We start from the raw sequence: 23,833 nt of genomic DNA on the forward strand, positions 1-23,833 counted from the left end.
AGGGAGGCGATACCAAGATTCGGCAACTCGCACGGTTGCAAACTGTATCTAGGCGCCAAATGAGCCCGGCGATCGCATCCACCGGTGTGGCGCAGGTCACCGAAAATCCGCGGATCTAAACGTGATCCAACTCACATTTTGAGGCAGGTTCCCAAACTGAGGTTGCCAGCTACCTCCGAGAGCGGATACCGTCTCAGGGTCCAGATAACGTTATGGTCACAAAACGAGGACATTTCAGCATTGTCCCAGCACAGATACGCCCGCACTGCCGTCGTTGGCAACCCTCGCACAGCCCGCGATCGTTGGCTCCAGCACCATCGCAACGAAGTCACCGAGATCATCCCACTGGATGGTTTCGACGAGCTCGACGAGCTAGAGCTCGCCGATCTCGACGACTTGGACTTTGGTGATCCCGAGTTCGACACCGGTCGACAGCTCCTTCAAGCGCCCGAGCTTGACGATCTCGACGAGATCGACAATCTGATTCCGGCGTGGTTGGCAACCCCCAGCCCGGTACTGGTCGGCGCGACCAGCGAGGCTCTCCCCGAGCCAAGCGCTGCTGTCCCCCCGGCCACGAACGTCGCCCCGGCACCCCGCCGTAGTGGCCAGCACCGCAAGCAGTCCACCAGCGCGGCAAAGGGTCGAATCCTGATTGGGTCCATGGCCGCCGGTGCAGCCGCCGCCGCAGCGCATACCGTGACCCACCAATCCGACGTCACCAGCATGGACACCGTGCTGACCGCGAACGCATCGGCCCTTATCGGAGGCTCGGACAGCAACGAGGCCCGCGGGGTTCAGGTCATCGCCGCACAACCGGCGACCAATGTCGAGGCGCACAAGGCCGAGTTCGCTCGCGGTGTGGCCTTTGCCCAGGAACGCGCCCAGCGCGAGGCTCGACTGCAACAGCCTCTGTACGTCATGCCCACCAAAGGCATTTTCACCTCCAACTTCGGCTACCGCTGGGGCGTACTGCACGCCGGGATCGACCTCGCCAACTCCATCGGAACCCCGATCTACGCGGTATCGGACGGCCTGGTGATCGACGCGGGCCCCACCGCCGGCTACGGCATGTGGGTGAAAATCCGCCACGCCGACGGCACCGTGACGCTCTACGGGCACGTCAACACCACGCTGGTCAATGTTGGACAGCGGGTGATGGCCGGCGATCAGATCGCGACGATGGGCAACCGGGGCTTCTCCACGGGCCCGCATCTGCACTTCGAAGTTCTCCAGGGCGGCACTGAGCGGATAGACCCGGTGCCCTGGCTCGCCAAGCGCGGCCTGAATGTCGGCAACTACGCCGGCTGACCGTTGACCGCACCGGGCGACCCCGCTGCGAGCGAGACCACACCCGATCCGTCCCCGTCCGCCGACGAGCCACGGACCCGCATCATTCGGCGCGCGCCGACGGGACCACAACCGGTGACGACGGACTCCGCGACCGCCAAGATTTCGCACCGCCCACCCTCCCTTGACGAGACTGCGCGGGCAGACCGGCTACCGCCGTTGCCCGACGGGCCGCCCGTCGAGCCAAGTTCGCGGACGGCGGTCGCAACCGCGGCCGTCAGCATCGTCAACGGATGGGCCACCTCGGTGGTTGCCACCGACCTGATCACCGGCTGGTGGCGCAGCGACCGCCTGTTCTGCATCGCGGTGGGATTTCTGGCGCTGGTCTTCGCGAGCTCCACCACCGCCGGGGTGATCATGCTGTTGCTACGCCGCCCGTTCGGGCGCTACCTGATCCTGGTGGGCGCCGTGGTTGCGGTATTGACATACGGTGGCGTGTTCATCGCCGGCGCTCGCGTCGCTTGGATCGTGCACGCCTTTCCGGTGTTGCCGATCGCCAGCGCGGCGCTGGCGCTGCATCCCCAGACCAGGCGCTGGCTCTTCGACTAGCCGGCTCCGGCCGAATGTGTTCTCACTGCGACGATTTCGCAACTTTTTCGCAACGAGTTCAGGTTCGGCGAGTAGCCGCTAAAGCTTGGCGACCGGGGCGTGGTTATGCATCAGCTTCACCCGTCCCGAACTACCGAAGTCGATCAGCGACATCGCCGATTCGCCGACACCGGATACTTCCTCGACGCGGCCCAGACCGTACTTGTCGTGCGTGACGCGATCGCCGGGCTGCAACACCAACAGCGGCCGCTTGCTCGTGCTCGTGCGGACGGGTGCCGACCGCGCCGTGCCAAACCGGCCGGCTCCACTCACGGGCGCGCTGAACGACGGCTTGGGCGCAAGGCGGCGCCAGTTGAGGAGTTCCTGAGGTATCTCCCGCAGGAACCGGGATTCGGGGTTGAGCATCGGCTGCCCCCACGAAGACCGGACGATGGCCCTACTCAGGTAGAGCCGTTGCCGGGCCCGGGTGATCCCGACGTAGGCCAGTCGCCGTTCTTCGGAGAGTTCGGTCGGATCATCCAGTGCCCGCATGTGCGGGAACATCCCGTCCTCCCACCCGGTCACGAACACCACCGGGAACTCCAGACCTTTGGCGGTGTGCAGGGTCATCAGGGTGACCACGCCCGCGCCATGCTCGGGAATATCGTCGGTGTCGGCGACCAGCGACACCCGTTCCAGAAAGGCCGCCAGCATGCCGGTGTCCGGCACATCCTCGGCATCCGGTTCGGGCTCGGCGGCATTTGCCAGGTCGGTGCTGAATTCGTGGGCAACGCTGACGAGTTCGTTGAGGTTGTCCAGCCGGGCCAGCTCCTGCGGATCGGTGGAGGACTCCAGTTCGCGGCGGTATCCGGTGCGTTCCAGCACCGCCTCCACCAACTCACCGAGATCCGCCTCGGATGAGTCGAGGCGTCCTCGCAACTCCTCGAGCAACTCGACAAAGCCCGCGATCGCCTTCTCCGCACGGCTATTGAGCATCGGCACCTTGCCCTCGGCGGCGGCCACCAGAGCGTCGGAGAAGCCGGCGCCGGTGTTCTCCGCGTACACCGCCACACAGGCCTCGGCACGATCGCCGATACCGCGGCGCGGCGTGTTGAGGATGCGCCGCATGCTCACCGCATCGCCGGGGTTGTCCAGCACCCGCAGGTAGGCGATGATGTCGCGAATCTCCTTGCGCTCGTAGAAGCGCACGCCGCCGACGACCTTGTAGGGAATGCCGGCGCGGATGAACACCTCTTCCAGCGACCGCGACGAATTGTTGGTGCGATAGAAGACCGCGACGTCGTTGTAGGTGATCTCGTCACGCTCGGCCAGTGCGTCGATCTCTTCGGCGACGAACCTCGCCTCGTCGTGTTCGTTGTCGGCGACGTAGCCGACGATCAACTCCCCCGCGCCAGCATCGGTCCACAGCCGCTTCTCGCGACGTCCGGAGTTGCGCGAGATCACCGAGTTGGCCGCCGACAGGATGTTCTGTGTCGAGCGGTAATTCTGTTCCAGCAGAATCGTTGTGGCATCGGGATAGTCGCGTTCGAAGTCTTCGATGTTGCGAATGGTGGCGCCGCGAAACGCATAGATCGACTGATCGGCGTCGCCGACTACGCACAACTGCGCCGGGGGCACGTCCCCGGGCTCGTCGTCGCTGCCGCGACCAACCAGTTCCCGCACCAGGACGTATTGCGCGTGGTTGGTGTCTTGGTATTCGTCGACCAGAACGTGCCGAAACCGGCGCCGATAGTGCCCGGCGATGTCGGGAAAAGCTTGCAGAATTCCCACCGTCTCGCCGATGAGATCGTCAAAGTCCAGCGCATTGGCGGCCCGCAGGCGGCGCTGATATTCCGCGTAGACCGATGCGACGGTGCGCGCCAAGTCATCGGAATCCTCCGACAGATCCGACACCGCCCGATCCGGGTCGATCAATTCGTTTTTCAGATTGGAGATGGCATTGGCCAGCAGGCGCGGCGAGTATCGCTTGATGTCCAAGCCCATATCGCGCCCGATCATCTGCAGCAGCCGCCGTGAATCGTCTGCGTCATAGATCGAGAAGTTCGAGTTGAGGCCCTTGATCAGCGCCGCCTGGTTGCGCAGGATGCGCACGCAGGTCGAGTGGAAGGTGGACACCCACATGTACTTGGCCCGGCCGCCGACCAGGCTCACCACCCGTTCCCGCATCTCGGCGGCGGCCTTGTTGGTGAAGGTGATGGCCAGGATCTGACCGACCCCAACACCGCGGGCCGCGATCAGGTAGGCGATCCGCCTGGTCAGCACCGCCGTCTTGCCCGAGCCCGCGCCCGCGACAATCAGCAGCGGCGAGCCTTCGTGCACCACGGCCTGGCGCTGTTGTGGGTTGAGACCTTCCAGCAGTTGGTCGGCATCGGTCGCTTGAACAGTCATGTCCGCCCAAACTTACCGCCGCCCGCCGACGACTTGGCGCCGACGGGGTCCAACGCCCAGGCGAGCGTCTGGATTCGGGGTCAGTTCCCGAAGCCCGATTGCTGGTCGCCCTTGTTGAGGCCGCCGGAGCTGCTGGTGCCCGAGTTGGCGAAGCCCGAGTTAGCGGTTCCGGTCTGGATGAAACCGGAGTTGTCCGTGCCGGTGTTCATGACGCCCACGTTTCCGGCCCCGGTGCTATTCCAGAATCCGATGTTGAGGTTGGCCGAATTCCCGACTCCCACATCATTGGTGCCCGTGTTGAAGAAGCCGGTATTGGTGCCGCCGGTGTTCTGGAAACCCGTCTGGTTATTCCCCACATTTCCGAAACCCTCACTCGAGGTGCCGGTGTTCTGGAAGCCCGAGTTGTCGTTGCCGTCGTTGTTGAACCCCGAGTTTCCACTGCCGGTATTCCCGAAGCCGGAGTTGGTCGCACCACTGTCGGTTGCGATACCGAAGCCGGTATTGACCTCACCGGAATTGCCGGCGCCGGTGTTCGTGCTGCCCGAGTTGAGGAACCCGGTGTTCACGCTGCCCGAGTTGAGGAACCCGGTGTTGTCCGAACCCGAGTTGCCGAAGCCCACGTTGGCGCCGCCGGCGTTCTCATAGCCGACGTTTCCGGATCCCGCGTTGCCGAAGCCCATGTTGAAGCTGCCGGCGTTGCCGAGCCCGACATTGTCGTGACCGGCGTTCATGAAGCCGACGTCGCCGGCGCCGGAGTTGCCGAAGCCCAAGCAGGTGTTGGCCGAGTTCGCCATGCCGGTGTTGAGCGAGGCGGCGTTGACGAACCCGGTGTTGAAACTGCCGGAGTTGCCAATGCCGGTGTTGGTGTCACCCGAGTTCCCGATGCCCCAGTTTCCGTCACCGGAGTTGAAGAAGCCGACGTTGTTGTTGCCCGAGTTGAACAAGCCGATGTTTCCGCTTCCGCCATTGAGTCCGTTGAAGTTGATGCCAACCTGATCGTTGCCGCTCAGGCCGATCCCAAAGTTGTTGTTGCCGGTGTTTCCGAAGCCCACGTTGCCACTGCCAAGGTTTCCGAAGCCCACGTTGTTGGCGCCCAGGTTGCCGAAACCCACGTTGCCGCTATTGGTGTTGCCGAAACCGAAGTTGTTGCTGCCGCGGTTCCCGTCACCAAAGTTGAAACTCCCGAAATTTCCGCTACCGATGTTGTAGTTTCCGGTGTTACCGAATCCCTTGTTCCCACTGCCACTGTTCCCGCCGCCGATATTTGCGCCGCCGGTACTTTGGTAGTTCCCGAAGCCGATATTTCCGTTTCCGCGGTTACCGCTACCGAAGTTGTTCGACCCGATGTTCCCGCCGCCCAGATTGAAAAAGCCGTTATTGCCGTTGCCGAAGTTGACGTTGCCGCCCCGGTTTCCGCTGCCGAAGTTGAAGTTTCCGATGTTGCCGCCGCCGAAGTTGAGGTTGCCCGTGTTCCCGTTGCCCAGGTTCGCGATTCCGGTGTTGCCGAATCCGAGATTCCCGGCGCCGAGGTTGCCGATTGCCGCCAGCGGGCTCAGAGCAGGGACATTCTGCAGCAGCTGCTCCCACGGTGACAGCGCCGCCGCCACCGCCGACGCCCCCGAGTGGTAGCCGAACATTGCCGCGACGTCCTGCGCCCACATTTCCTCATAGGCGGCTTCGGCGGCCGCAATGGCCGGCGCGTTTTGACCGAAGATGTTCGACATCACCATCTGCACCAACGCATTTCGATTGGCCGCCACCGCGGCCGGCACCACCGTCGCCGCCCGCGCCGCCTCGAACGCGCTCGCCACCATCTTGGCCGCACCGGCCGCACCGACCGCCTGCGCCGCCGCCGCACTGAGCCAACTCGTGTAGGGCGCGACCGCAGCCGCCATTGCCGCCGATGCCGGGCCCTGCCACGTCTGCCCGACCAGCCCGGAGGTCACCGCTGCGAACGAGTCCGCCGCCGACCCCAGCTCGCCGGCCAGGCCGTCCCACGCCGCCGCGGCCTGAAGCATCGGGGCAGAACCGGCGCCGGTAAACATTCGCAGGGAGTTGATCTCGGGAGGAAAAATCGAAAAGTTCATTGCCGCAGCCCTTCCCAAAAGCGGTCTTAGCCAGGCTTCGAGGCTGAGCCGCCGACTCCCGGCCGCAGCGATTTCGGAGCCTAGGGACATCCAAGCTCTTGGATCCGCCATCCGTGCGCTTTACAGCGAGCGGGCCATGATTCACAGGCAGTTCCCAGCAAGCGTGATCGCCGCAAACCGCGCGCGATTCGGCCGCCGCCCCGGGCTCACGTCCCATACCCCTTTTGCGCAGGTGCGGCGGTTAATGGCACACTCTCCTGGTGCTCAACACGCAGCGTCGATTTTTCTACGGGTACCCGCCAGCGGTACCCGAGGCGTAGCTGCTTTCGCAGAGCCCCGTGGTCCGCTTCGGCGATCGGGGCTCGTCTCTCGCGTGAGGCCTGATGCCGGATGAGACCAGAACCCCCACCTCACGAGAACGCGGAGTTAGAAATGAACACCGAAACAATCGACACCGAAGATCTCCCCAGCATTGACGAGCTGCGCGAAGAGATCGACCGGTTGGACCGCGAGATCCTGGCCGCGGTCAGGCGGCGCGCCGAGGTGTCTCAGGCGATCGGCAAGGCTCGGATGGCCTCCGGCGGCACCCGACTGGTGCACAACCGCGAGATGAAGGTCATCGAGCGCTACAGCGAGCTCGGACCCGAGGGCAAGGACCTGGCAATTCTGCTTTTGCGGTTGGGTAGAGGTCGACTCGGCCACTAAACGGTCACTAACGCGGCTCTTTGCCGCAGATTGCGGCAATGCTGCGGTACATTTCCGCCGAAATGGATGCAGCAAAGCCGGCTGGGATTTCACGGGCGCGCCGTCTGACGTGGATGTCCGCGGCCGCCCTGCTAGTCCTGCTCGTCGCGCTGTCCTCGACTTCGGCAACCTCTTCCGCGTGGTCGCGTCACGGCCAACCCATCGAGTATCTGACCGTCCCGTCGCCGGCGATGCACCGCCAGGTGAAGGTGGAGTTCCAGCGCGGCGGCCCACACGCGGTCTACTTGCTCGACGGCATGCTCGCCCGCGACGACTACAACGGCTGGGACATCAACACCCCGGTGTTCGACTGGTTCGATCAGTCGGGATTGTCCGTCGTGATGCCCACGGGTGGAATGGCCAGCTTCTACTCCAACTGGTACCGGCCGGCGGTCGGCAACGGCGGCACCTGGACCTACAAGTGGGAAACGTTCCTCACCGAGGAACTGCCCGCCTGGCTGGAGAACAACAAAGGCGTCAGCCAGATGGCCAACGCGGTGGTGGGCGCGTCGATGGCCGGATCCGCGTCGCTGATCCTGGCGGCCCGCCACCCCAGCAACTTCGTCTACGCCTCGTCCATGTCGGGCTTTCTGAACTTGTCCGCGGGCAAGTGGCCGTCGCTGGTCAGTGTCGCGCAACTGGGTGCGGGTGGCTTTCACTCCGATGCCATGTGGGGCCCTGCGGAGGATCCCGCATGGGCGCAAAACGATCCGACGGTCAATGCCGCAAAGCTGGTCGCCAACAACACTCGCATCTGGGTCTATTCCGGCAACGGCACCCCCTCGGCAGAACTGGGCGGGGACAAGCCCGGGGCCAGTCTGTTGGAAAACGCCACCCGAGTGAGCAACAAGGCATTCCAGAGCAAATACAAAGCGGCCGGCGGCTACAACGGCGTATTCAATTTTCCCGACAACGGGCTACACACGTGGCAGTACTGGGGCGCGCAGTTGCAGGCCATGCTGCCGGATCTGCGACGTGTGCTGGGCGCGGGCTAGACGCCCCTATTAGCACGAACCCGACCGCATTAGGGTCGAACCATGACCTCCGAGCAATCAATCCCTGACATCACCGCCACCCCGGCGTGGGAAGCCCTGCGCAAGCATCACGATCAGATCGGAGAAACCCACCTTCGGCAGATCTTCGCCGACGATCCCAATCGCGGCCACGATCTCACGGTCACCGTCGGCGACCTCTACATCGACTACAGCAAGCACCGGATCACTCGCGACACAATAAGTTTGCTGGTCGATCTGGCGCGTACGGCAAATCTGGAAGCACACCGTGACCAGATGTTCGCGGGTGCCCACATCAACACCTCAGAGGACCGGGCGGTTCTGCACACGGCGCTGCGGCTGCCCCGTGACGCCGAGTTGATCGTGGATGGCCGCAACGTGGTTGAGGACGTGCACGCGGTGCTCGACGCGATGGGCGACTTCACCGACCGGTTGCGCAGTGGGGAGTGGACCGGCGCCACCGGGAAACGAATCAGCACCGTCGTCAACATCGGCATCGGCGGATCAGATCTGGGCCCGGTCATGGTCTACCAAGCGCTGCGCCACTACGCCGACGCCGGGATTTCAGCCCGTTTCGTCTCCAACGTAGACCCGGCCGACCTCATCGCCACGCTGGCCGACTTGGACCCGGCCACAACACTTTTCATTGTCGCGTCGAAGACGTTTTCCACTCTCGAGACGCTGACCAACGCGACCGCCGCACGGCGTTGGCTAACCGACACACTCGGCGATGCGGCGGTGTCGCAACACTTCGTTGCGGTCTCCACCAACCGGCGTCTGGTCGACGACTTCGGGATCAACACCGACAATATGTTCGGATTCTGGGACTGGGTCGGTGGACGCTATTCGGTCGACTCTGCGATCGGACTCTCGGTGATGGCCGCGATCGGCCGGGAGGCCTTCGCCGACTTCCTATCCGGATTCCACATCGTCGACGAGCATTTCAGGACCGCTCCGCTAGAGTCCAACGCGCCTGCGCTGCTTGGGCTTATCGGGCTTTGGTACTCCAACTTCCTGGGCGCGCAGTCGCGCGCCGTGTTGCCCTACTCCAATGACCTGGCGCGATTCGCCGCCTATCTGCAGCAGTTGACCATGGAGTCCAACGGAAAATCGACCCGCGCCGACGGTACAGCGGTCACCGCCGATACTGGTGAAATCTATTGGGGCGAACCAGGAACCAACGGTCAACACGCCTTTTACCAGTTGCTGCATCAAGGCACCCGGCTGGTACCGGCTGACTTCATCGGTTTCAGCCAGCCCATCGATGACCTGCCGACCGTCGAGGGCACCGGCAGCATGCACGACCTGTTGATGAGCAACTTCTTCGCCCAGACCCAGGTGCTGGCGTTCGGCAAGACCGCCGAGGAGATCGCAGCCGAGGGCACCCCCGCCGCGGTGGTGCCGCACAAGGTGATGCCCGGCAACCGGCCGTCGACTTCCATTCTGGCCAACCGGCTTACGCCGTCGGTGTTGGGACAGCTGATCGCCCTCTACGAACATCAGGTGTTCACCGAAGGCGTGGTGTGGGGTATCGATTCGTTCGATCAGTGGGGCGTGGAACTGGGCAAGACTCAGGCAAAGGCGTTGCTTCCGGTGATCACCAGCGATGGCTCACCGCAGCGGCAGTCGGACAGCTCCACCGACGCGTTGGTACGTCGATACCGAACCCAACGCGGACGCACCGGCTAGAGCGGTGGCGCGAGCGTGCGCAATTGTGCACAAGCGAACGGCGTGTCGCGCACAGGCACGCACGCTCGCGCACCTAGGCACTAGGGGCGCGAGCAGGCGCTAGGCGAACTTCTTGGCTAGCGGCGGCGGCAGCACCCGCATCAACTGCACCAGCGGCGCCCACGGCCACCAGGGCACCGCGGCCCGGCCAGGTTCGCGTTCAATGGCGGAGACCAGCGCGTTGACACCGGTTTCGTTGTCCACCATCAACATTGTGCTGCCCGATTTCGCCGTCATCTCGGACTCGATGTAGCCCGGTTCCATCACCGAGACGGTGATCGGGCCCTTGTCGTACTCGGCGCGCAAGGACTCGCCCAACGAGCTCAGGCCGGCTTTGCTCGCTGCGTAGGCGGCTTTCACGCCCGGCACTCCCTTGCTGGCGAGCACCGAGGAGATGAGCACCAGGTGGCCAGAACCGCTCTTGTGAAACATCTCCAGCGCCGTTTCGATCTGCACCAGCGCCGCCACCAGGTTGGTCTCGATCGTCGCCTTGTTCGCCCACAGTTTGCCCGAGCCCAACGGTGCACCCTTGCCGATGCCGGCGTTGACGATGACGCGATCGATGCCGCCCAGTTCATCGCGCAACTCGGCAAATACCTTGGGCACTTGGTCGTGGTCGTTGACGTCCAGCTCGGCTATCGCGATCGTGATTTCTGGATGCTTTTGGGCGAGTTCGCTTTTCAATTCTTCGAGACGATCGGTGCGTCGCGCGCACAACGCTAGGTCGCGGCCTCGGGCAGCGAAAGCGCGGGCCATGCCCGCACCCAGCCCGGAACTGGCGCCGGTGATGAGAATTTTCTGGCGGGTCATTCGCGCAGCATATCGGCTGCCCGCCCAGCGTCGAGTTGTCGGGCCGACGGGCGGTTACCCCGCGCAGCGTCGCGATGCTCGAGCGCCACTACTTGAGCAGCCGCGACATGCGCCGGTCGGCCAGCACTTTGCCGCCGGTCTGGCAGGTCGCGCAATATTGAAATGACTTGTCCGCAAACGAAACCTCTCGCACGGTGTCCCCGCACACCGGGCACGGCAGGCCGGTGCGCGCGTGTACCCGCAGGCCGGAACGCTTCTCCCCTTTGAGCGTGGCGGCGCCTTGGCCGACGGAACGGCTGACCGCGTCGGTGAGAACGGAGACCACCGCGTCGTGCAAGGCGGCAAGTTGTTCTTCGGACAGTTTTGCGGCCGTGGCGAACGGCGAGATCTTCGCGACGTGCAGAATTTCGTCGCTGTAGGCGTTGCCGATGCCCGCGATCACCTTCTGATCGGTGATGACCGTCTTGATCCGGCCGGTGTGGGGGCCCAAGACGCCGGCCAGCTCCTCGGGCCCGAGTTCGAGCGCATCCGGTCCGAGCGTGGCGATGCCGGGCACCTGCCGCGGATCCTCGACCAGCCAGACTGCCAGGCGCTTCTGGGTCCCGGCTTCGGTGAGATCGAAGCCGGGTGCCACCCCGGGGGTGCCGAGATGGACGCGCAACGCGATCGGGCCTTTGCCTGGGCGCAATGGGGCCGCCACCAGCTTGTCCGACCAGCGCAACCAGCCCGCCCGCGAGAGGTGCGCGATCAACCACAGCGGCCCCGCCTGCACCCCCAGGTGTTTTCCCCACCGGCCCGCACCGGTCACGGTCTGGCCGTGCAGGGCATTGATCGGCGGGTCGAAGGTTTTCAGCACCGATAGCGCGGCCACATCGACGCGGCCGATGGTGGTCCCGACGGCGTGCCGGCGCAGGTGGTCGACCAGCGCTTCGATCTCCGGGAGTTCGGGCACCTGTTCAGTGTGCCGATGGTCGCAACGGGGTGTCCATCCGCGCCAGGTTACCTACCCGGACCGTCGGCCCCGGCCTTGCCGAATAGCAATCCACCGTTGCCGCCAAAACCAGGGAAGCCGAATGCGGCCGCGGCACCACCGTTGCCCCCGTTGCCGATCAGAAACGCATTCCCGCCATCGCCGCCATCACCCTCGCCCGCGATGCCGAGTGAGCCGAATGGCGACTGACCGGCGCCGGGGCTGCCGGCGTCGGCACCGTTGCCACCGTCGCCGTAGAAAAATCCTCCGTTGCCGCCGTCGCCACCGCTACCGGCGCCGCCACCGTGACCGTCGCTACCCACACCATTTCCGCCGTCGCCACCGAGCGCCCCAGCACCGCCGCCGCCGAACAGCCCCGCGGAGCCGCCGGAACCGCCATCGCCCCCGGCCCCGCCGTTGGTGCTCTGCCCCGTACCCACCGTGCCGCCGTTGCCGCCCAACCCTCCAGCCGCGCCGTTTCCGGCAACCCCTTGCAGCAAGCCGGCGTTGCCACCGTTACCGCCGTTACCGCCGGCCTGGCCGGGGTGGCCCGGTCCACCCTGGACACCTTCACCACCGAGGCCTCCGTTACCGCCGTTGCCCCAGAGGCCGGCGGAGCCGCCATTGCCGCCCTTCTGGCCGACGCCGCCGGAACCGCCCCTGCCGCCGCTGCCGATCAACCAGCCGCCGTCGCCGCCGTTCTGCCCGGTTCCCGCCGCGCCGTCGGCGCCGTTGCCGATCAGCGGACGCCCGGTCAGCGCCTGCGACGGCGCATTCACCGCGTCCAGTACCGGTTGCAGCGGGGAAGCATTTGCCGCCTCGGCGCCGGTGTAGGCGCTAGCGCCGGAGTTCAGCAGCTGCACGAACTGTGCGTGAAACAGGTCCGCCTGGGTGCTCAGCGCCTGATATGCCTGAGCGTGTGCGGCGAACATTCCGGCAATGGCCGTAGACACCTCGTCGCTGCCGGCAGCCAGTATCCCGGTCGTCGGCGCGGCCGCGGCAACGCTGGCCGCATTGATCGACGAACCGATACTGGCCAAATCGGTGGCCGCAGCGGCCACGAAATCGGGTGCGGCGTAGAGAAAGGACACTTAAAGACCTCCTGTGAGATCCCGACATATCCGCGGGATTTTTCGCATTGCAGCCCGAGTCAGACGCTGCGGGCTGGGCCCGACATCGGGCTCGGCAAATACTCGTGTGTGTGGCGGGCTATGCGGGCCCCTCCAACCCGGGCAGGCCCAAAAGCAATCCGCCCGTTCCACCGGTGCCGCCGGTGCCACCCTGGTCGCTGCCGGCACCGGCACCGCCGTTGCCACCGTTGCCGATCAGGAAGGCGTCGCCGCCGTCACCACCGATACCGTTGAGCGAAGGTGCCATGAAGCCGGCGGGCACATTGCCGGCCGCACCACCGTTGGCGCCGTTGCCCAAGAAAATGCCTCCCTGACCGCCGTCGCCGCCATTGCTGGTCAGGTACACGGTCCCGGTGCCGCCCCCGCTGAGCGTCCCGGGGGCCCCGGTGTTTCCGCCGTTGCCGCCGTTGCCGCCGTTGCCGAACAGCAGCGCGTCGCCGCCACCGCCGCCGAACCCGCCGGGACCGGCGTCGCCGTTTTCGGTGCCGCCGCTCCCGCCGGCACCACCGCTGCCGCCGGCTCCCCCGGTGCCGCCGTTGCCGATCAGACCCGCCTGGCCGCCTGCGCCGCCCCAGCCGCCCATGCCGCCGGCACCGTTGACGGCAGATGACGTGCCGGAGTTGTCTCCGCCATTGGCGCCGTTTCCGCCGAAGCCGCCATTGCCGCCGTTGCCGTAGAAGAAGCCCGCCTTGCCACCGTTGCCGCCCTGCGCGCCATCGCCACCTATGCCGCCCTGGCTATCGTCGCCGCTCGCGGACTGGCCGAGTCCGCCGTTGCCGCCGTTGCCGCCGCTGCCTCCGTTGCCGAACAGCCCGGAATTGCCGCCGTTACCGGCAGAGGCGGCGAAACCACCGCCTTGCGCGCCGCTGAGGACGGAGCCCCCGGCGCTCTCGAAGGTGCCACCGCTACCGCTGTTTCCGCCGTCCCCACCATTGCCGTACAGCCACCCGCTCTGACCGCCATTGCCGCCGTTGCCACCCGAGCCCGCGAGGCCGCCACTGAATGTGGCGGTGCCGCCGGTGGCGTCGCCACCGTCGCCTCCCTGACCACCAACTCCACCGTTGCCGAAAAGCAGTCCGCCCGCGCCGGCCAGGCCGCCGTTACCACCATTGCCGCCGCCGGTGCCGGTTCCGATGGCCGCGCCGCCGTCACCGCCGTGGCCACCGATCCCGCCATTGCCGCCGAGGCCGTACAGAAATCCTCCCGCGCCCCCGATTCCCCCGTTGCCGCCGGTCAGGCCACTGTCGCCGGCGGCCCCGGACGCACCGGCGCCACCGGCACCGCCGGCACCGCCGTTGCCCAACAGCCCGGCCGACCCGCCGTTCCCGCCGGCCTGCCCCGCCGCGCCGGACCCGCCGTTGCCGCCGTTACCGAGTAGCCAGCCGCCATCGCCGCCGCTTTGCCCCGTCCCGTTGATCCCGTCGGCGCCGTCGCCGATCAGGGGCCGACCGGTCAGCTGTTGTACCGGCGCATTAACGGCGTCAAGGGCTTGTTGCAGCGGCGACACATTCGCCGCCTCGGCGCCGGTGTAGGCGCTAGCGCCGGAGTTCAGCAGCTGCACGAACTGTGCGTGAAATGTGTCCGCCTGCTGGCTGAGGGCCTGATAGGCCTGCGCATGTGCGGCGAACATGCCCGCAACGGCTGCAGAAATCTCATCCGCCCCGGCGGCCAGTACCCCCGTCGTCGGTGCCGCCGCGGCAACGCTGGCCGCGTTGATCGACGAACCGATGCCCGCCAAATCCGTTGCTGCAGAAGCAACTAACTCGGGCGCAGCGAAGAGGTAAGACATCGATGGCTCCTCTGACGGCTACCAAGGGTTTCAATCGCGATCCGGATGGGGCGGCACCCGCCTGGCAATCGGCGGCTACGCCGGTCCGGGCGCCCCAGCCGTGCCGAACAGCTTTCCGCCGGAACCGCCCAAGCCACCGATACCGCCCTGGGCGGCGGGGGCACCGGCCCCTCCGTCCCCGCCGTTGCCGATCAGCCCGGCGTCACCGCCAGTACCGCCGATGCCGTTCTCGCTGGGAGCCATGAAGCCTGCCGGGATGCTGCCCGCCGCGCCACCCTTGCCTCCGTTACCGAAGAAGAAGCCGCCGTCACCGCCACCACCGCCGTCACTGGTCTGGTAGACGCTGCCGGTACCGGTGCCATCGCTGTAGGTGCCGGGCGTCCCGGTAGCACCGCCATCTCCGCCAGCGCCGCCGTTGCCGAACAGCAGCGCGCTGCCACCTTGGCCGCCGAGCGCGCCCGGACCGGCATCGGCACCGTTGCGCGCACCCCCGCCGCCGTCGCCGCCGTTGCCGCCGTTGCCACCGTTACCGCCGTTACCGAACAGACCGCCTTGGCCGCCGGTACCGCCGAAGCCGCCGAAGCCGCCAGCGCCGGCATACGACTGGAAGTTGTCGGTGCCCGCTCCGCCGGCCGCACCGTCCCCGGCGTCGCCGCCGACGCCCCCGTTGCCCCAGATGAACCCGCCGTTGCCGCCATTACCCCCGAACGCGCCGTCGCCACCAGCGCCGGCAAAGGTCAGGTCGCCGGCGGCGGCTTGACCCGCCCCACCGTCGCCACCGTTACCGCCGGCGCCGCCCATGCCGAACAGCCCGGAGTCGCCGCCATTACCGCCGGTTACCGCAAAGTTTCCACCTCCGGCACCGGACACGATGGTGTCGGCGCTGGCCTGGAATGTCCCGCCGTTGCCGGTATTCCCGCCGTTACCGCCGTTACCGTACAACCATCCGCTGTGGCCGCCGTCGCCGCCGTTGCCGGCGGAGCCCGCGGTGCCGCCGGTACCTGTTGCGTCGCTGGAACCGGTGGCATCGCCACCGTCGCCGCCCCGTCCCCCTACCCCGCCATCACCAAATAAGAATCCGCCGCGCCCGCCCAGGCCGCCGTCGCCGCCGGCACCACCATTGGTGCCTGCACTGGTGGCGGCGCCACCGTTGCCGCCAAGGCCACCCAGACCGCCGGTACCGCCCAGGCCGTACAGCAACCCACCGCTGCCACCCATACCGCCGCTACCACCGGCCTGGCCGGATACCCCCGAGGCACCCGCGGCGCCTGCTCCACCGGCGCCGCCGTTTCCACCATTGCCCAACAGCCCGGCCGACCCACCGTTACCACCGGCCTGGCCCGCCGCGCCCGAGCCGCCGGTGCCGCCGTTGCCGTACAGCCAGCCGCCATCACCCCCGGCCGCCCCGGTGCCCGCGGCTCCGTTGGCACCATTGCCGATCAACGGGCGCCCGGTCAGACCCAGCACCGGTGCATTTACCAGGTTCTCGACCTGTTGCATCGGCGTCACGTTGGCCGCCTCGGCGGCGGCATACTCCGTGGCACCGCCACTCATCAGCTGGACGAACTGCTGGTGGAACGACGCAGCCTGCGCACTGAGCGCCTGGTATGCCTGGGCGTGCGCACCGAACAAGAACGAAATCGCAGCCGACACCTCGTCGGCGCCCGCGGGCAACACCGTGGTGATCGGTGCCAACGCGGCCGCGTTGGCCTGAGCAAGAGTCGAACCGATACCCCCGAGATCGTTGGCCGCTGCTGCCACATACTCGGGCGCTGCGATCACCCACGACATTGAAAAACCTCCCGACCCCACGACAGCGCAACTGCCAAAACGTGACCTTCGACACAAGTTGAGTAGGACGCCGATGCTAGCGCGATCTAGCGCCCGATACTGGCGCTTAAACCAAATCCTTAATTCATCATCGAGCCAGTGCAGTTCAGCGCGCTCGCCTACGCAAGCCCTTAATAAGTTCGAATTAGATAGGTATCCATGATCCAGCCGTGCCGCGCTCGAGCCTCGGCACGCAATGCCGCGATGCGCTCGCCAACTTCGCCGACCGTGCCCGCAACGAGCAGTTCGTCTTCGGTGCCCAGATAGGCGCCCCACCAAATGCGAGTCTGCGGCGGGCAGGCCCGAAACGAGCAATCGGCGTCGAGCATGACTACCGCCGTGCCGGCGACTTGGCGGGCGCGCAATTGCCGGCCCGTGGTGATGACGACGGGCGCGCCCACGTCATTGAGCGGAATTCGATGCCGGGCCGTTAACGCCTGAACTGCCGTGATGCCCGGGATGACGTCATAGCTGAAGTCCACCTCGGCGGACACCGCATCCAGGATGCGCAGGGTGCTGTCATAAAGCGAGGGGTCGCCCCAGGCCAGAAAAGCCCCCACCCCACCGGGCCCCAGTTCGGTGCTGATGGCCCTCGCCCAGATCCGTGCCCGCTGCGCGTGCCACTGCGAAACCGCGTCCTCGTAATGGGCATCCACCGCACGCTTGGGGTCGGGCAACTCGACGAAGCGATATCGCGGCTCGCGGATAAATCGTGCGCATATCGCCCGGCGCAACTCCACTAGCTCACTTTTGGCCTCGCCTTTGTCCATCGCGAAAAACACTTGCGTGTCATTGAGCGCGTTGATCGCCTGGACGGTCACATAGTCGGGATCACCGGCGCCGATACCGATGACGTGAATATGCCGACTCACCATGGCGTCCTTCCGGGAGGTCGTCCGGGTCTTGCAACACAACGTAATTGAGATCGCGAAATACCTATCCGTTACCGGCGGTACCCAGTACCATGGGTATTGACTATCGAGTGTGATCTCCCTAACGTCTGAAGCACCTGATGAAGGGACGCCAAGCGATGACCACTGCGGTGAAACCAAGTGGGCCGGGTCGTGAAGAGTTCTCCGAACGCCTACTCAGAGGCTCGGTCAAAAAGTCCTACGAACCCATCGTCGACATCGACTGGGATGCCCCGCTGGACCCGGACAAGTTCTACCTGCCCCCCAGGCTGGTGTCGCTGTACGGCACCGAGATGTGGGACGAAATGACCCGCGAGCAGCAGATCGAGCTGTCCCGCCAAGAGCTGGTCAATACGCTCTCGGCCGGGATCTGGTTCGAGAACATGCTCAACCAGTCGCTGTTGCGCACCATCCTGCACGAGGACCCGACCAGCCGCTCGACGCATTACAAGCTGACCGAGCTGGGCGACGAGACCCGCCACATGGTCATGTTCGGCAAAGCCATCGAGCGCATCGGCGCCAAGCCGGTACGCCCACGGCGATTGCATCGGATGGTCATCAACACCCTTCCGCTGGCCTTTCAGCGGGGTTCGATGCTGTGGGTGGCCGCGCTGATCGGCGAGGAGATCTTCGATTCGCTGCAGCGCCAGATGATGGACGATCCGGAACTGCAGCCAATCATCCAGCGGCTCATGCGGATTCACGTGACCGAGGAGGCGCGCCACATCCAGTTCGCGCGGGATGGCGCACGCAAGCGGGTGGGCGAGATGCCTCGGGTCAACCGGTGGTTCATGGCCAACATCAACGGGCTCGGCGGGTACTTCTTCAACTATCTGTTCAGCAATCCGATCCCGTACGCACGAGCGGGCCTGGACCCCAAGCAGGCCCGCCGGATCGCGCGCAGCAGCCCACATCGGCGCGAAATACAGATCGCCGGCTTCGCACCGCTGGCCACTTTTCTGACCGAGGTGGGCCTGCTGGGACCGATCGCGCGGCGCGGCTGGAAGCGCAGCAGGTTCTTGTGACCCACACCCCCGGTGTCGCGCGGGCCCCCCGCGACTGCCACGACTGTCACGACGTCGTCATCATCGGGGCGGGGTCCCGCGGCCGGAGTGCGCATGCGGCACTGCTGGCGGCCGGCGTCTGCGACGTCGTCATCCTCGACCATGCCCCCGGCCTGCCCGCCAACTCGCAGCTGCGGCCCGGCCGGGTCATCGGCGCGGCCTTCGACGACGACACCGACACCTGGGCGGTGCGCACCGCCGATGGCGCCACCGTGTGCGGGCGCGTGGTCGTGGCGGCCTGTCCGCCGGTGTACGTGCCCTGGACACCCGACCTTGCCGGGCGTAACGATTTCCGGGGCGAGTCGTTTCACGCGGGCGCACCCGACCCGGCTTTCCGTCCGGCGGGCAAGCGCATTGCGGTGGTGGGCACCGACTCCAACGTCGCTCATTGGATCGATGAGTGGGCGGACTCCGCGGCATCGGTCACCGTGTTCGCCCAGGGACCACGGCGCGTGGTCACTGACCTGGCACGCCGCCCAACCCAGGCCAAGCGATGGCTGCTCGGCCGCATCGGCGCCAAGCAACCGCGGCGGGCGCCCACGATCGCAGCATCAGCCATCGAAGCGCTCACCTCGTCGGGCATCCGGACCAACGATGGCATCGAGCACCCCGTCGACGCCGTCATCTACGGCACCGGATTCACCATCCCTGAGCAGACCGTTGAACCGACACTGGTGGGCACGCGCGGACTGACCATCCAACAGGCCTGGTACCCGGGCATGGAGGCCTTCCTGGGTGTTGCCGTGCACGGGTTTCCCAACTATTTCTTCATCTGCGGTCCCGACGTCGCCGCGCGGATCAGCTACGTCGCCGAGTGCGTGGACCTGCTGCAACGCACCGCCAGCACCCGCATCGAGGTGCTGCGCAGCAGCCAGCAAGTGTTCAACGAGCGCGCCCAGCTAAGGCCGGTGCAGCCATACCAGCCGCTTCGGGCGTTCGACCTGTCCGCCGGGGCGCCCGAAGACACTGGCATTCCCAATATCCCCAACATTTATGACGGGGCGGCCACGTTGGAGATTGGCGGCGTCCGCCATGCGGTGCATGTGCGCCTTGCCGGCCACCTTGACCCGATCGACGGCAATTACCACTGGCAGGGAACGGTCCTTGATCCGCTTCCGCAGGACACGCTCAAGCAGGCCAGGGCGGGCACCCTGACCGTAGGTGAACGAAGCGCCGCGGTACGTGTCATCGAGCAAACGCCGTGGGGCACCCATTCGGTCGCGGGACTGGGTGCACCCCCCTATGCGGACAGCGGCCGGTAGGCGTCGCTGCGTCGGCCGTTGGGCGCGTAGTCGTCGCGCTTGTCCGATCCAAGCCCGATAGGCTTGACCCATCCCAGCCTTGGGTTGGCCGCGCACGTGTGTGGGTAACCATCCTGGGTGGCTCGTGCGGTGGCGGACGACGACACAAGCGAGAACGGCATGGTCTGCGATAGCGGTCGGCAGTTCGGGCGGGCGCGGTGGCAGGATCCGCCCGGCCCGCCCTTGGCATGCGGCACGGATTTGCCGGCCGCGCCGATCTACCCGGTCCGGGTACGAACCATCGATAGCCGACGAAATTTCCCGTCTCCTGGCCATCGGCGGGACAGATGGCACCCGATGTACCCAAAGCGTCCGCATTGGCCGAAAATGGAAGTTTGCGCCACCGATGAAGGCGGTGTCCTCTAACGAATCACGGGCGGGAGTTCGAGGAGCACGACATGGAACCGGAGGACAGGATGCAGCTGGCATACCGGTTCGGGATGTCTGCAGATCGGCTAGCCAGGCACCGGCCGCCGGTCGGGGCGATGATCAGCTCGCGGAAGCGGGAGCGGGTCCAGTGAACGCGACGGCGAAGTCTCCCAACGCCTTGGCTATCGAGACGCGCAGCGAAGACTCGCTGGTGGTCCTTTCGGTCGAGGGCGCCATCGACTCCACCAACTGCGCGGCGCTGCGCGATGCCATCATCAAGGCCACGCTCGACGAGCCGTCCGCCGTCGTCGTCAACGTCAGCGCCCTGCAGGTACCCGACGAAGCGTCCTGGTCCATCTTTGTCAGCGCACGCTGGCAGGTCGATACCCCGCAGCATGTCCCCATCTTGCTGGTGTGCGCGAGTCGCGCCGGCCGGGAACTGATCACCCGCACCGGAGTTACCCGTTTCATGCCGGTGTACCCCACCGAGAAAGGCGCCATCAAGGCCGTCGGCCGGCTCGCGCGACGCAAGGTGCGGTATGCCCAGGTGCAATTGCCCGCCAACCTGGGCAGCCTTCGCGAGTCCCGCAAGCTGGTCCGCGAGTGGCTCACGTCGTGGTCGAAACCCGGACTGATACCGGTCGCCTTGGTGATCGTCAACGTGTTCGTCGAGAACGTGCTGGAGCACACCGGAAGCGACCCAGTGATCAAGGTCCAGTGCGACGGCACCGCGGCCACCATCGCCGTCTCCGACGGCAGCAATGCCCCGGCTATCCGGTTGCAGACTCCGCCAAAGGGCATCGACGTGTCCGGCCTGGCCATCGTGGAAGCGCTGTGCCGCGCGTGGGACAGCACTCCCACCGCGACCGGCAAGACGGTGTGGGCGATCATCGGCCCGGAGAACCAGCTCTAGCCGGCGACGGTGTGAGCCGGGCCCTCATCCCGCGTGCTTGCTGGGCGCCGGCCGAGTAGCCGCGGTTGTCCGGACTCGCCGCGATTGCACTAGAACACGTTCTAGTATCGATCTGGATGCCCGCTCACAGAAGGGAGGGATGACGTGCGGTTCAGCTACGCCGAGGCGATGACCGACCCGTCGTTTTATGTCCCGCTGGCACAGGCCGCCGAGGCGGCCGGCTACCACAGCATGACGATCGCCGACAGCCTCGCCTATCCCTACGAGTCCGACTCTAAGTATCCGTACACACCCGACGGCAATCGCGAGTTTCTCGACGGCAAGGAGATCATTGAAACCTTCGTCCTGACCGCGGCATTGGGCGCGGTCACAAAGACACTGCGGTTCAACTTCTTCGTCCTCAAACTCCCCGTCCGGCCCCCCGCCCTGGTCGCCAAACAAGCCGGTTCACTGGCCGCGCTGATCGGCAATCGGGTAGGGCTGGGCGTGGGCACCAGTCCATGGCCGGAAGACTACGAGCTGATGGGTGTGCCCTTTGCCAAGCGCGGCAGAAGGATTGACGAATGCATCGAAATCGTCAAAGGTCTCACCACCGGTGAATACTTCGAGTTCCACGGCGAGTTCTACGACATTCCCAAGACGAAGATGAGCCCGGCCCCGACTGCGCCGATCCCGATCCTGGTCGGCGGCCATGCCGATGCCGCACTTCGGCGCGCGGCGCGCCTGGATGGCTGGATGCATGGCGGCGGTACCGATCCCGACGAACTCGACCGCCTGATCAGCAAACTTCAGCACTTTCGCGAGAAAGAGGGTCACACCGGCCCGTTCGAAATCCATGTGATCTCAATGGATGCCTACACCGTCGACGGCATCAAGCGGCTGCAGGACAAAGGAGTCACCGACGTCATCGTGGGCTTCCGGATGCCCTACATCAAGGGTCCCGACACCGAGCCGCTACAGACCAAGATCGCCCACCTGGAAAAGTTCGCCGAGAAGATTATCTCGAAAGTTTAGCCGCTACAGCGAATCCCATGCCGGCGGACGCTTCTCCTGATGCGCGCGGGCGGCCTCGGCCGGGTTGTTGGTGAAGCCGCTGATGATCTGGGTACGGTTCTCGATTTCCTTGGCATGCCGCAGGCTGGGGGCATCCAGCGCCGCGTTGAGCCCAATCTTGGTCTGCCACACGCCATACGCATTGTTCTCGGCGATCGACCCGGCCAGCTTCTGCGCCGCAGTCAACAACTCGCCCGCTACCACCACCTCGTGCACCAGCCTGATCCGATAGGCCTCCGCAGCGTCGATGATGCGGCCGGTCAGCATGAGTTCGCGCGCCACCCCGGCACCGACGATTCTGGGCAGCAGATAACTGGTGCCCATGTCCATCGACGAGAACCCGGCCTTGATGAACACCGATCCGAACCTGGCGTCCTTGGTAGCGATCCGGATATCGCAATGCAGCGCAAAGGCCAGCCCACCACCGACCGCGACGCCGTTGACCGCCGCGATCACGGGAATGGGCAGCTCGTAGAGCCGGGTCAGTTGGTCGGCCAGTCTGACCTGGGCATCGTAGGTGGCCTTGAACGGCGGGGTGGTGGGTGTGGCCTTCGTCCAAGGCTCTCCGGTGCCGCTCAAATCCGCTCCGGCACAAAATCCGCGCCCGGCGCCGGTCAGGATGGCGGCCCGAAACTCGCCCCCACTCAGCGCGTCGAGGGCGTCGTCCATCGCGTCGAGCAGCGATCCGTCGATGGCGTTCAACCGGGTCGGCCGGTTCAAGGTGACGCAAGCAATGTTGTGCTGAAGAGTTTGCAATTCCACTGCAGCCATACCCGAACGGTAGGCGACGTGATCGTTTACCGACACGGCCTACGGTGGATTGACGCCTGCCTAAGTCGAAGGAGAAGAAGATGGCACGAACCGAGGGCGATAGCTGGGACCTGGCCAACAGTGTGGGCGCCACCGCCACCATGGTCGCCGCGGCGCGGGCCGCCGCAACCCGGCGGTCACGGCCGATCATCGCCGACCCGTTTGCCGAGCCGCTGGTCCGCGCCGTGGGGCTGGACTTGTTCACCCGGGCGGCCTCCGGCGAGGTTGATCTCGACGAGGTTGCAGCCGGTCTCGGATTTGCGCGCATGGTGGACACGTTCGCCGCCCGTGCACTGTTTTTCGACAAGTTCTTTGCCGATGCGATCGCCGCGGGACTGCGCCAGGTGGTGATCGTGGCCTCCGGCCTTGACGCGCGGCCCTACCGGCTGCCCTGGCCGACCGGAATGAGGGTGTACGAAATCGACCAGCCGGAGGTGATCGAATTCAAGACCACCACGCTGGCTCGACTCGGTGCATCCCCAACCGCCGACCACCATCCGGTGGGCATCGACCTGCGCGACGACTGGCCGTCCGCGCTGCGGGCAGCGGGTTTCGACGCCGCCCGCCCGACCGCCTGGCTGGCCGAAGGAGTGCTCATCGGTTTCCTTCCTCCGGAGGCCGAAACTCGATTGCTGGACAATGTCATTGAGCTCAGCGCCGTCGGCAGCCGGCTAGCCGCCGACTACGGAACCATCAATGGGTCATCGGCGGAGTCCCAGCAACTGGCGCAGCAGATGACCGAGGGATGGCGAGCCCATGGACTCGACATGGATATCGCCGGCTTGACCTATCCCGGGGAGCACACCGACGTCGCGGCCTATCTGCGATCACACGGCTGGGAGACGGCCACCGCCGACCATGGCGATCTGGTCCTGGCCGCCGGGCTTGCGGAACTGACCGCGGCCGACCGGCAGAGCCCGGCCAGCACGATCGGCTTCGTGACCGCGGTCCGCTCCACCGACTAGCAACAGCACGGCATCCAGAAAGCAAGTCCGACAACGATACTCGCAGAACACGACGACGCAGT

19 protein-coding genes and 1 pseudogene are annotated in these 23,833 nt (G+C 65.9%); 10 read left to right on the forward strand and 10 right to left on the reverse strand.

Features of this window, described 5'->3' with window-relative positions; all coding sequences use genetic code 11:
* The first annotated feature begins 240 nt into the window (after positions 1 to 240).
* A complete protein-coding gene (locus CCUG20998_RS22620; protein WP_020729664.1) occupies positions 241 to 1,308 on the forward strand; it encodes a M23 family metallopeptidase in 1,068 nt (355 codons plus the stop codon).
* A gap of 3 nt (positions 1,309 to 1,311) precedes the next feature.
* The gene (locus CCUG20998_RS22625; RefSeq protein WP_172607217.1) at positions 1,312 to 1,896 is read left to right on the forward strand and encodes a hypothetical protein; all 585 of its coding nucleotides are present in this window, start codon (positions 1,312 to 1,314) and stop codon (positions 1,894 to 1,896) included.
* Between the two features lie 78 nt (positions 1,897 to 1,974).
* Here the strand turns inward: CCUG20998_RS22625 and pcrA are convergent, their stop codons facing one another.
* Complete coding sequence (gene pcrA, locus CCUG20998_RS22630) at positions 1,975 to 4,284, reverse strand: DNA helicase PcrA (protein WP_020729662.1); 2,310 nt, start codon at positions 4,282 to 4,284, stop codon at positions 1,975 to 1,977.
* Between the two features lie 80 nt (positions 4,285 to 4,364).
* Positions 4,365 to 6,371, reverse strand: coding sequence for a PPE family protein (locus CCUG20998_RS22635; protein ID WP_020729661.1), 2,007 nt, complete (start codon positions 6,369 to 6,371; stop codon positions 4,365 to 4,367).
* Between the two features lie 390 nt (positions 6,372 to 6,761).
* Between CCUG20998_RS22635 and CCUG20998_RS22640 the strand changes: the two genes are divergently transcribed.
* From CCUG20998_RS22640 to pgi, 3 genes are all read left to right on the forward strand, one after another.
* Positions 6,762 to 7,076, forward strand: a complete 315-nt coding sequence (locus tag CCUG20998_RS22640; RefSeq protein WP_081651052.1) for a chorismate mutase — start codon at positions 6,762 to 6,764, stop codon at positions 7,074 to 7,076.
* 62 nt (positions 7,077 to 7,138) lie between these two features.
* The gene (locus CCUG20998_RS22645; protein WP_012396105.1) at positions 7,139 to 8,110 is read left to right on the forward strand and encodes an esterase family protein; all 972 of its coding nucleotides are present in this window, start codon (positions 7,139 to 7,141) and stop codon (positions 8,108 to 8,110) included.
* A gap of 42 nt (positions 8,111 to 8,152) precedes the next feature.
* Positions 8,153 to 9,817, forward strand: coding sequence for a glucose-6-phosphate isomerase (pgi, locus tag CCUG20998_RS22650; RefSeq protein WP_020729659.1), 1,665 nt, complete (start codon positions 8,153 to 8,155; stop codon positions 9,815 to 9,817).
* 99 nt (positions 9,818 to 9,916) lie between these two features.
* Here pgi and CCUG20998_RS22655 read toward each other — a convergent pair whose 3' ends face one another.
* The 7 genes and pseudogenes from CCUG20998_RS22655 to cobF form a co-directional block, all read right to left on the reverse strand.
* Positions 9,917 to 10,666 (reverse strand): SDR family oxidoreductase, encoded by a 750-nt coding sequence (locus CCUG20998_RS22655; protein ID WP_012396107.1) that lies wholly within the window; start codon positions 10,664 to 10,666, stop codon positions 9,917 to 9,919.
* A gap of 88 nt (positions 10,667 to 10,754) precedes the next feature.
* Complete coding sequence (locus CCUG20998_RS28750; RefSeq protein ID WP_172900628.1) at positions 10,755 to 11,222, reverse strand: zinc finger domain-containing protein; 468 nt, start codon at positions 11,220 to 11,222, stop codon at positions 10,755 to 10,757.
* Positions 11,223 to 11,381: 159 nt separating this feature from the next.
* A pseudogene (locus tag CCUG20998_RS28755) lies at positions 11,382 to 11,618 on the reverse strand (DNA-formamidopyrimidine glycosylase family protein); the annotation flags it as partial.
* Between the two features lie 47 nt (positions 11,619 to 11,665).
* A complete protein-coding gene (locus CCUG20998_RS22665) occupies positions 11,666 to 12,727 on the reverse strand; it encodes a PE family protein (protein WP_020729657.1) in 1,062 nt (353 codons plus the stop codon).
* Positions 12,728 to 12,845: 118 nt separating this feature from the next.
* Positions 12,846 to 14,555, reverse strand: coding sequence for a PE family protein (locus CCUG20998_RS22670; RefSeq protein WP_020729656.1), 1,710 nt, complete (start codon positions 14,553 to 14,555; stop codon positions 12,846 to 12,848).
* Positions 14,556 to 14,630: 75 nt separating this feature from the next.
* Entirely contained in the window at positions 14,631 to 16,346 is a 1,716-nt protein-coding gene (locus CCUG20998_RS22675; protein WP_020729655.1) for a PE family protein, read from the reverse strand.
* Positions 16,347 to 16,516: 170 nt separating this feature from the next.
* Positions 16,517 to 17,260: a precorrin-6A synthase (deacetylating) gene (cobF, locus tag CCUG20998_RS22680; protein WP_012396112.1), complete on the reverse strand. Its 744-nt coding sequence runs from the start codon at positions 17,258 to 17,260 to the stop codon at positions 16,517 to 16,519.
* A 155-nt stretch (positions 17,261 to 17,415) separates the two neighbouring features.
* Between cobF and CCUG20998_RS22685 the strand changes: the two genes are divergently transcribed.
* The 4 genes from CCUG20998_RS22685 (at position 17,416) to CCUG20998_RS22705 (ending at position 21,957) form a co-directional block, all read left to right on the forward strand.
* Entirely contained in the window at positions 17,416 to 18,321 is a 906-nt protein-coding gene (locus CCUG20998_RS22685) for an AurF N-oxygenase family protein (RefSeq protein ID WP_020729654.1), read from the forward strand.
* Positions 18,318 to 19,622, forward strand: a complete 1,305-nt coding sequence (locus CCUG20998_RS22690) for a DUF4873 domain-containing protein (protein ID WP_020729653.1) — start codon at positions 18,318 to 18,320, stop codon at positions 19,620 to 19,622. Before CCUG20998_RS22685 ends, CCUG20998_RS22690 begins: the two co-directional genes overlap by 4 nt.
* A 556-nt stretch (positions 19,623 to 20,178) precedes the next feature.
* Positions 20,179 to 20,943: an STAS domain-containing protein gene (locus tag CCUG20998_RS22700; protein WP_020729652.1), complete on the forward strand. Its 765-nt coding sequence runs from the start codon at positions 20,179 to 20,181 to the stop codon at positions 20,941 to 20,943.
* 144 nt (positions 20,944 to 21,087) lie between these two features.
* Complete coding sequence (locus tag CCUG20998_RS22705; protein ID WP_020729651.1) at positions 21,088 to 21,957, forward strand: LLM class flavin-dependent oxidoreductase; 870 nt, start codon at positions 21,088 to 21,090, stop codon at positions 21,955 to 21,957.
* Positions 21,958 to 21,960: 3 nt separating this feature from the next.
* Here the strand turns inward: CCUG20998_RS22705 and CCUG20998_RS22710 are convergent, their stop codons facing one another.
* Complete coding sequence (locus tag CCUG20998_RS22710) at positions 21,961 to 22,767, reverse strand: enoyl-CoA hydratase/isomerase family protein (protein WP_036456454.1); 807 nt, start codon at positions 22,765 to 22,767, stop codon at positions 21,961 to 21,963.
* Between the two features lie 80 nt (positions 22,768 to 22,847).
* On the opposite strand from CCUG20998_RS22710, the gene CCUG20998_RS22715 reads away from it, so the two are divergent.
* Positions 22,848 to 23,771 (forward strand): SAM-dependent methyltransferase, encoded by a 924-nt coding sequence (locus CCUG20998_RS22715; protein ID WP_020726473.1) that lies wholly within the window; start codon positions 22,848 to 22,850, stop codon positions 23,769 to 23,771.
* Positions 23,772 to 23,833: the final 62 nt, after the last annotated feature.

Origin of the sequence: Mycobacterium marinum (assembly GCF_003391395.1) — a bacterium.
Taxonomy (GTDB): domain Bacteria; phylum Actinomycetota; class Actinomycetes; order Mycobacteriales; family Mycobacteriaceae; genus Mycobacterium; species Mycobacterium marinum.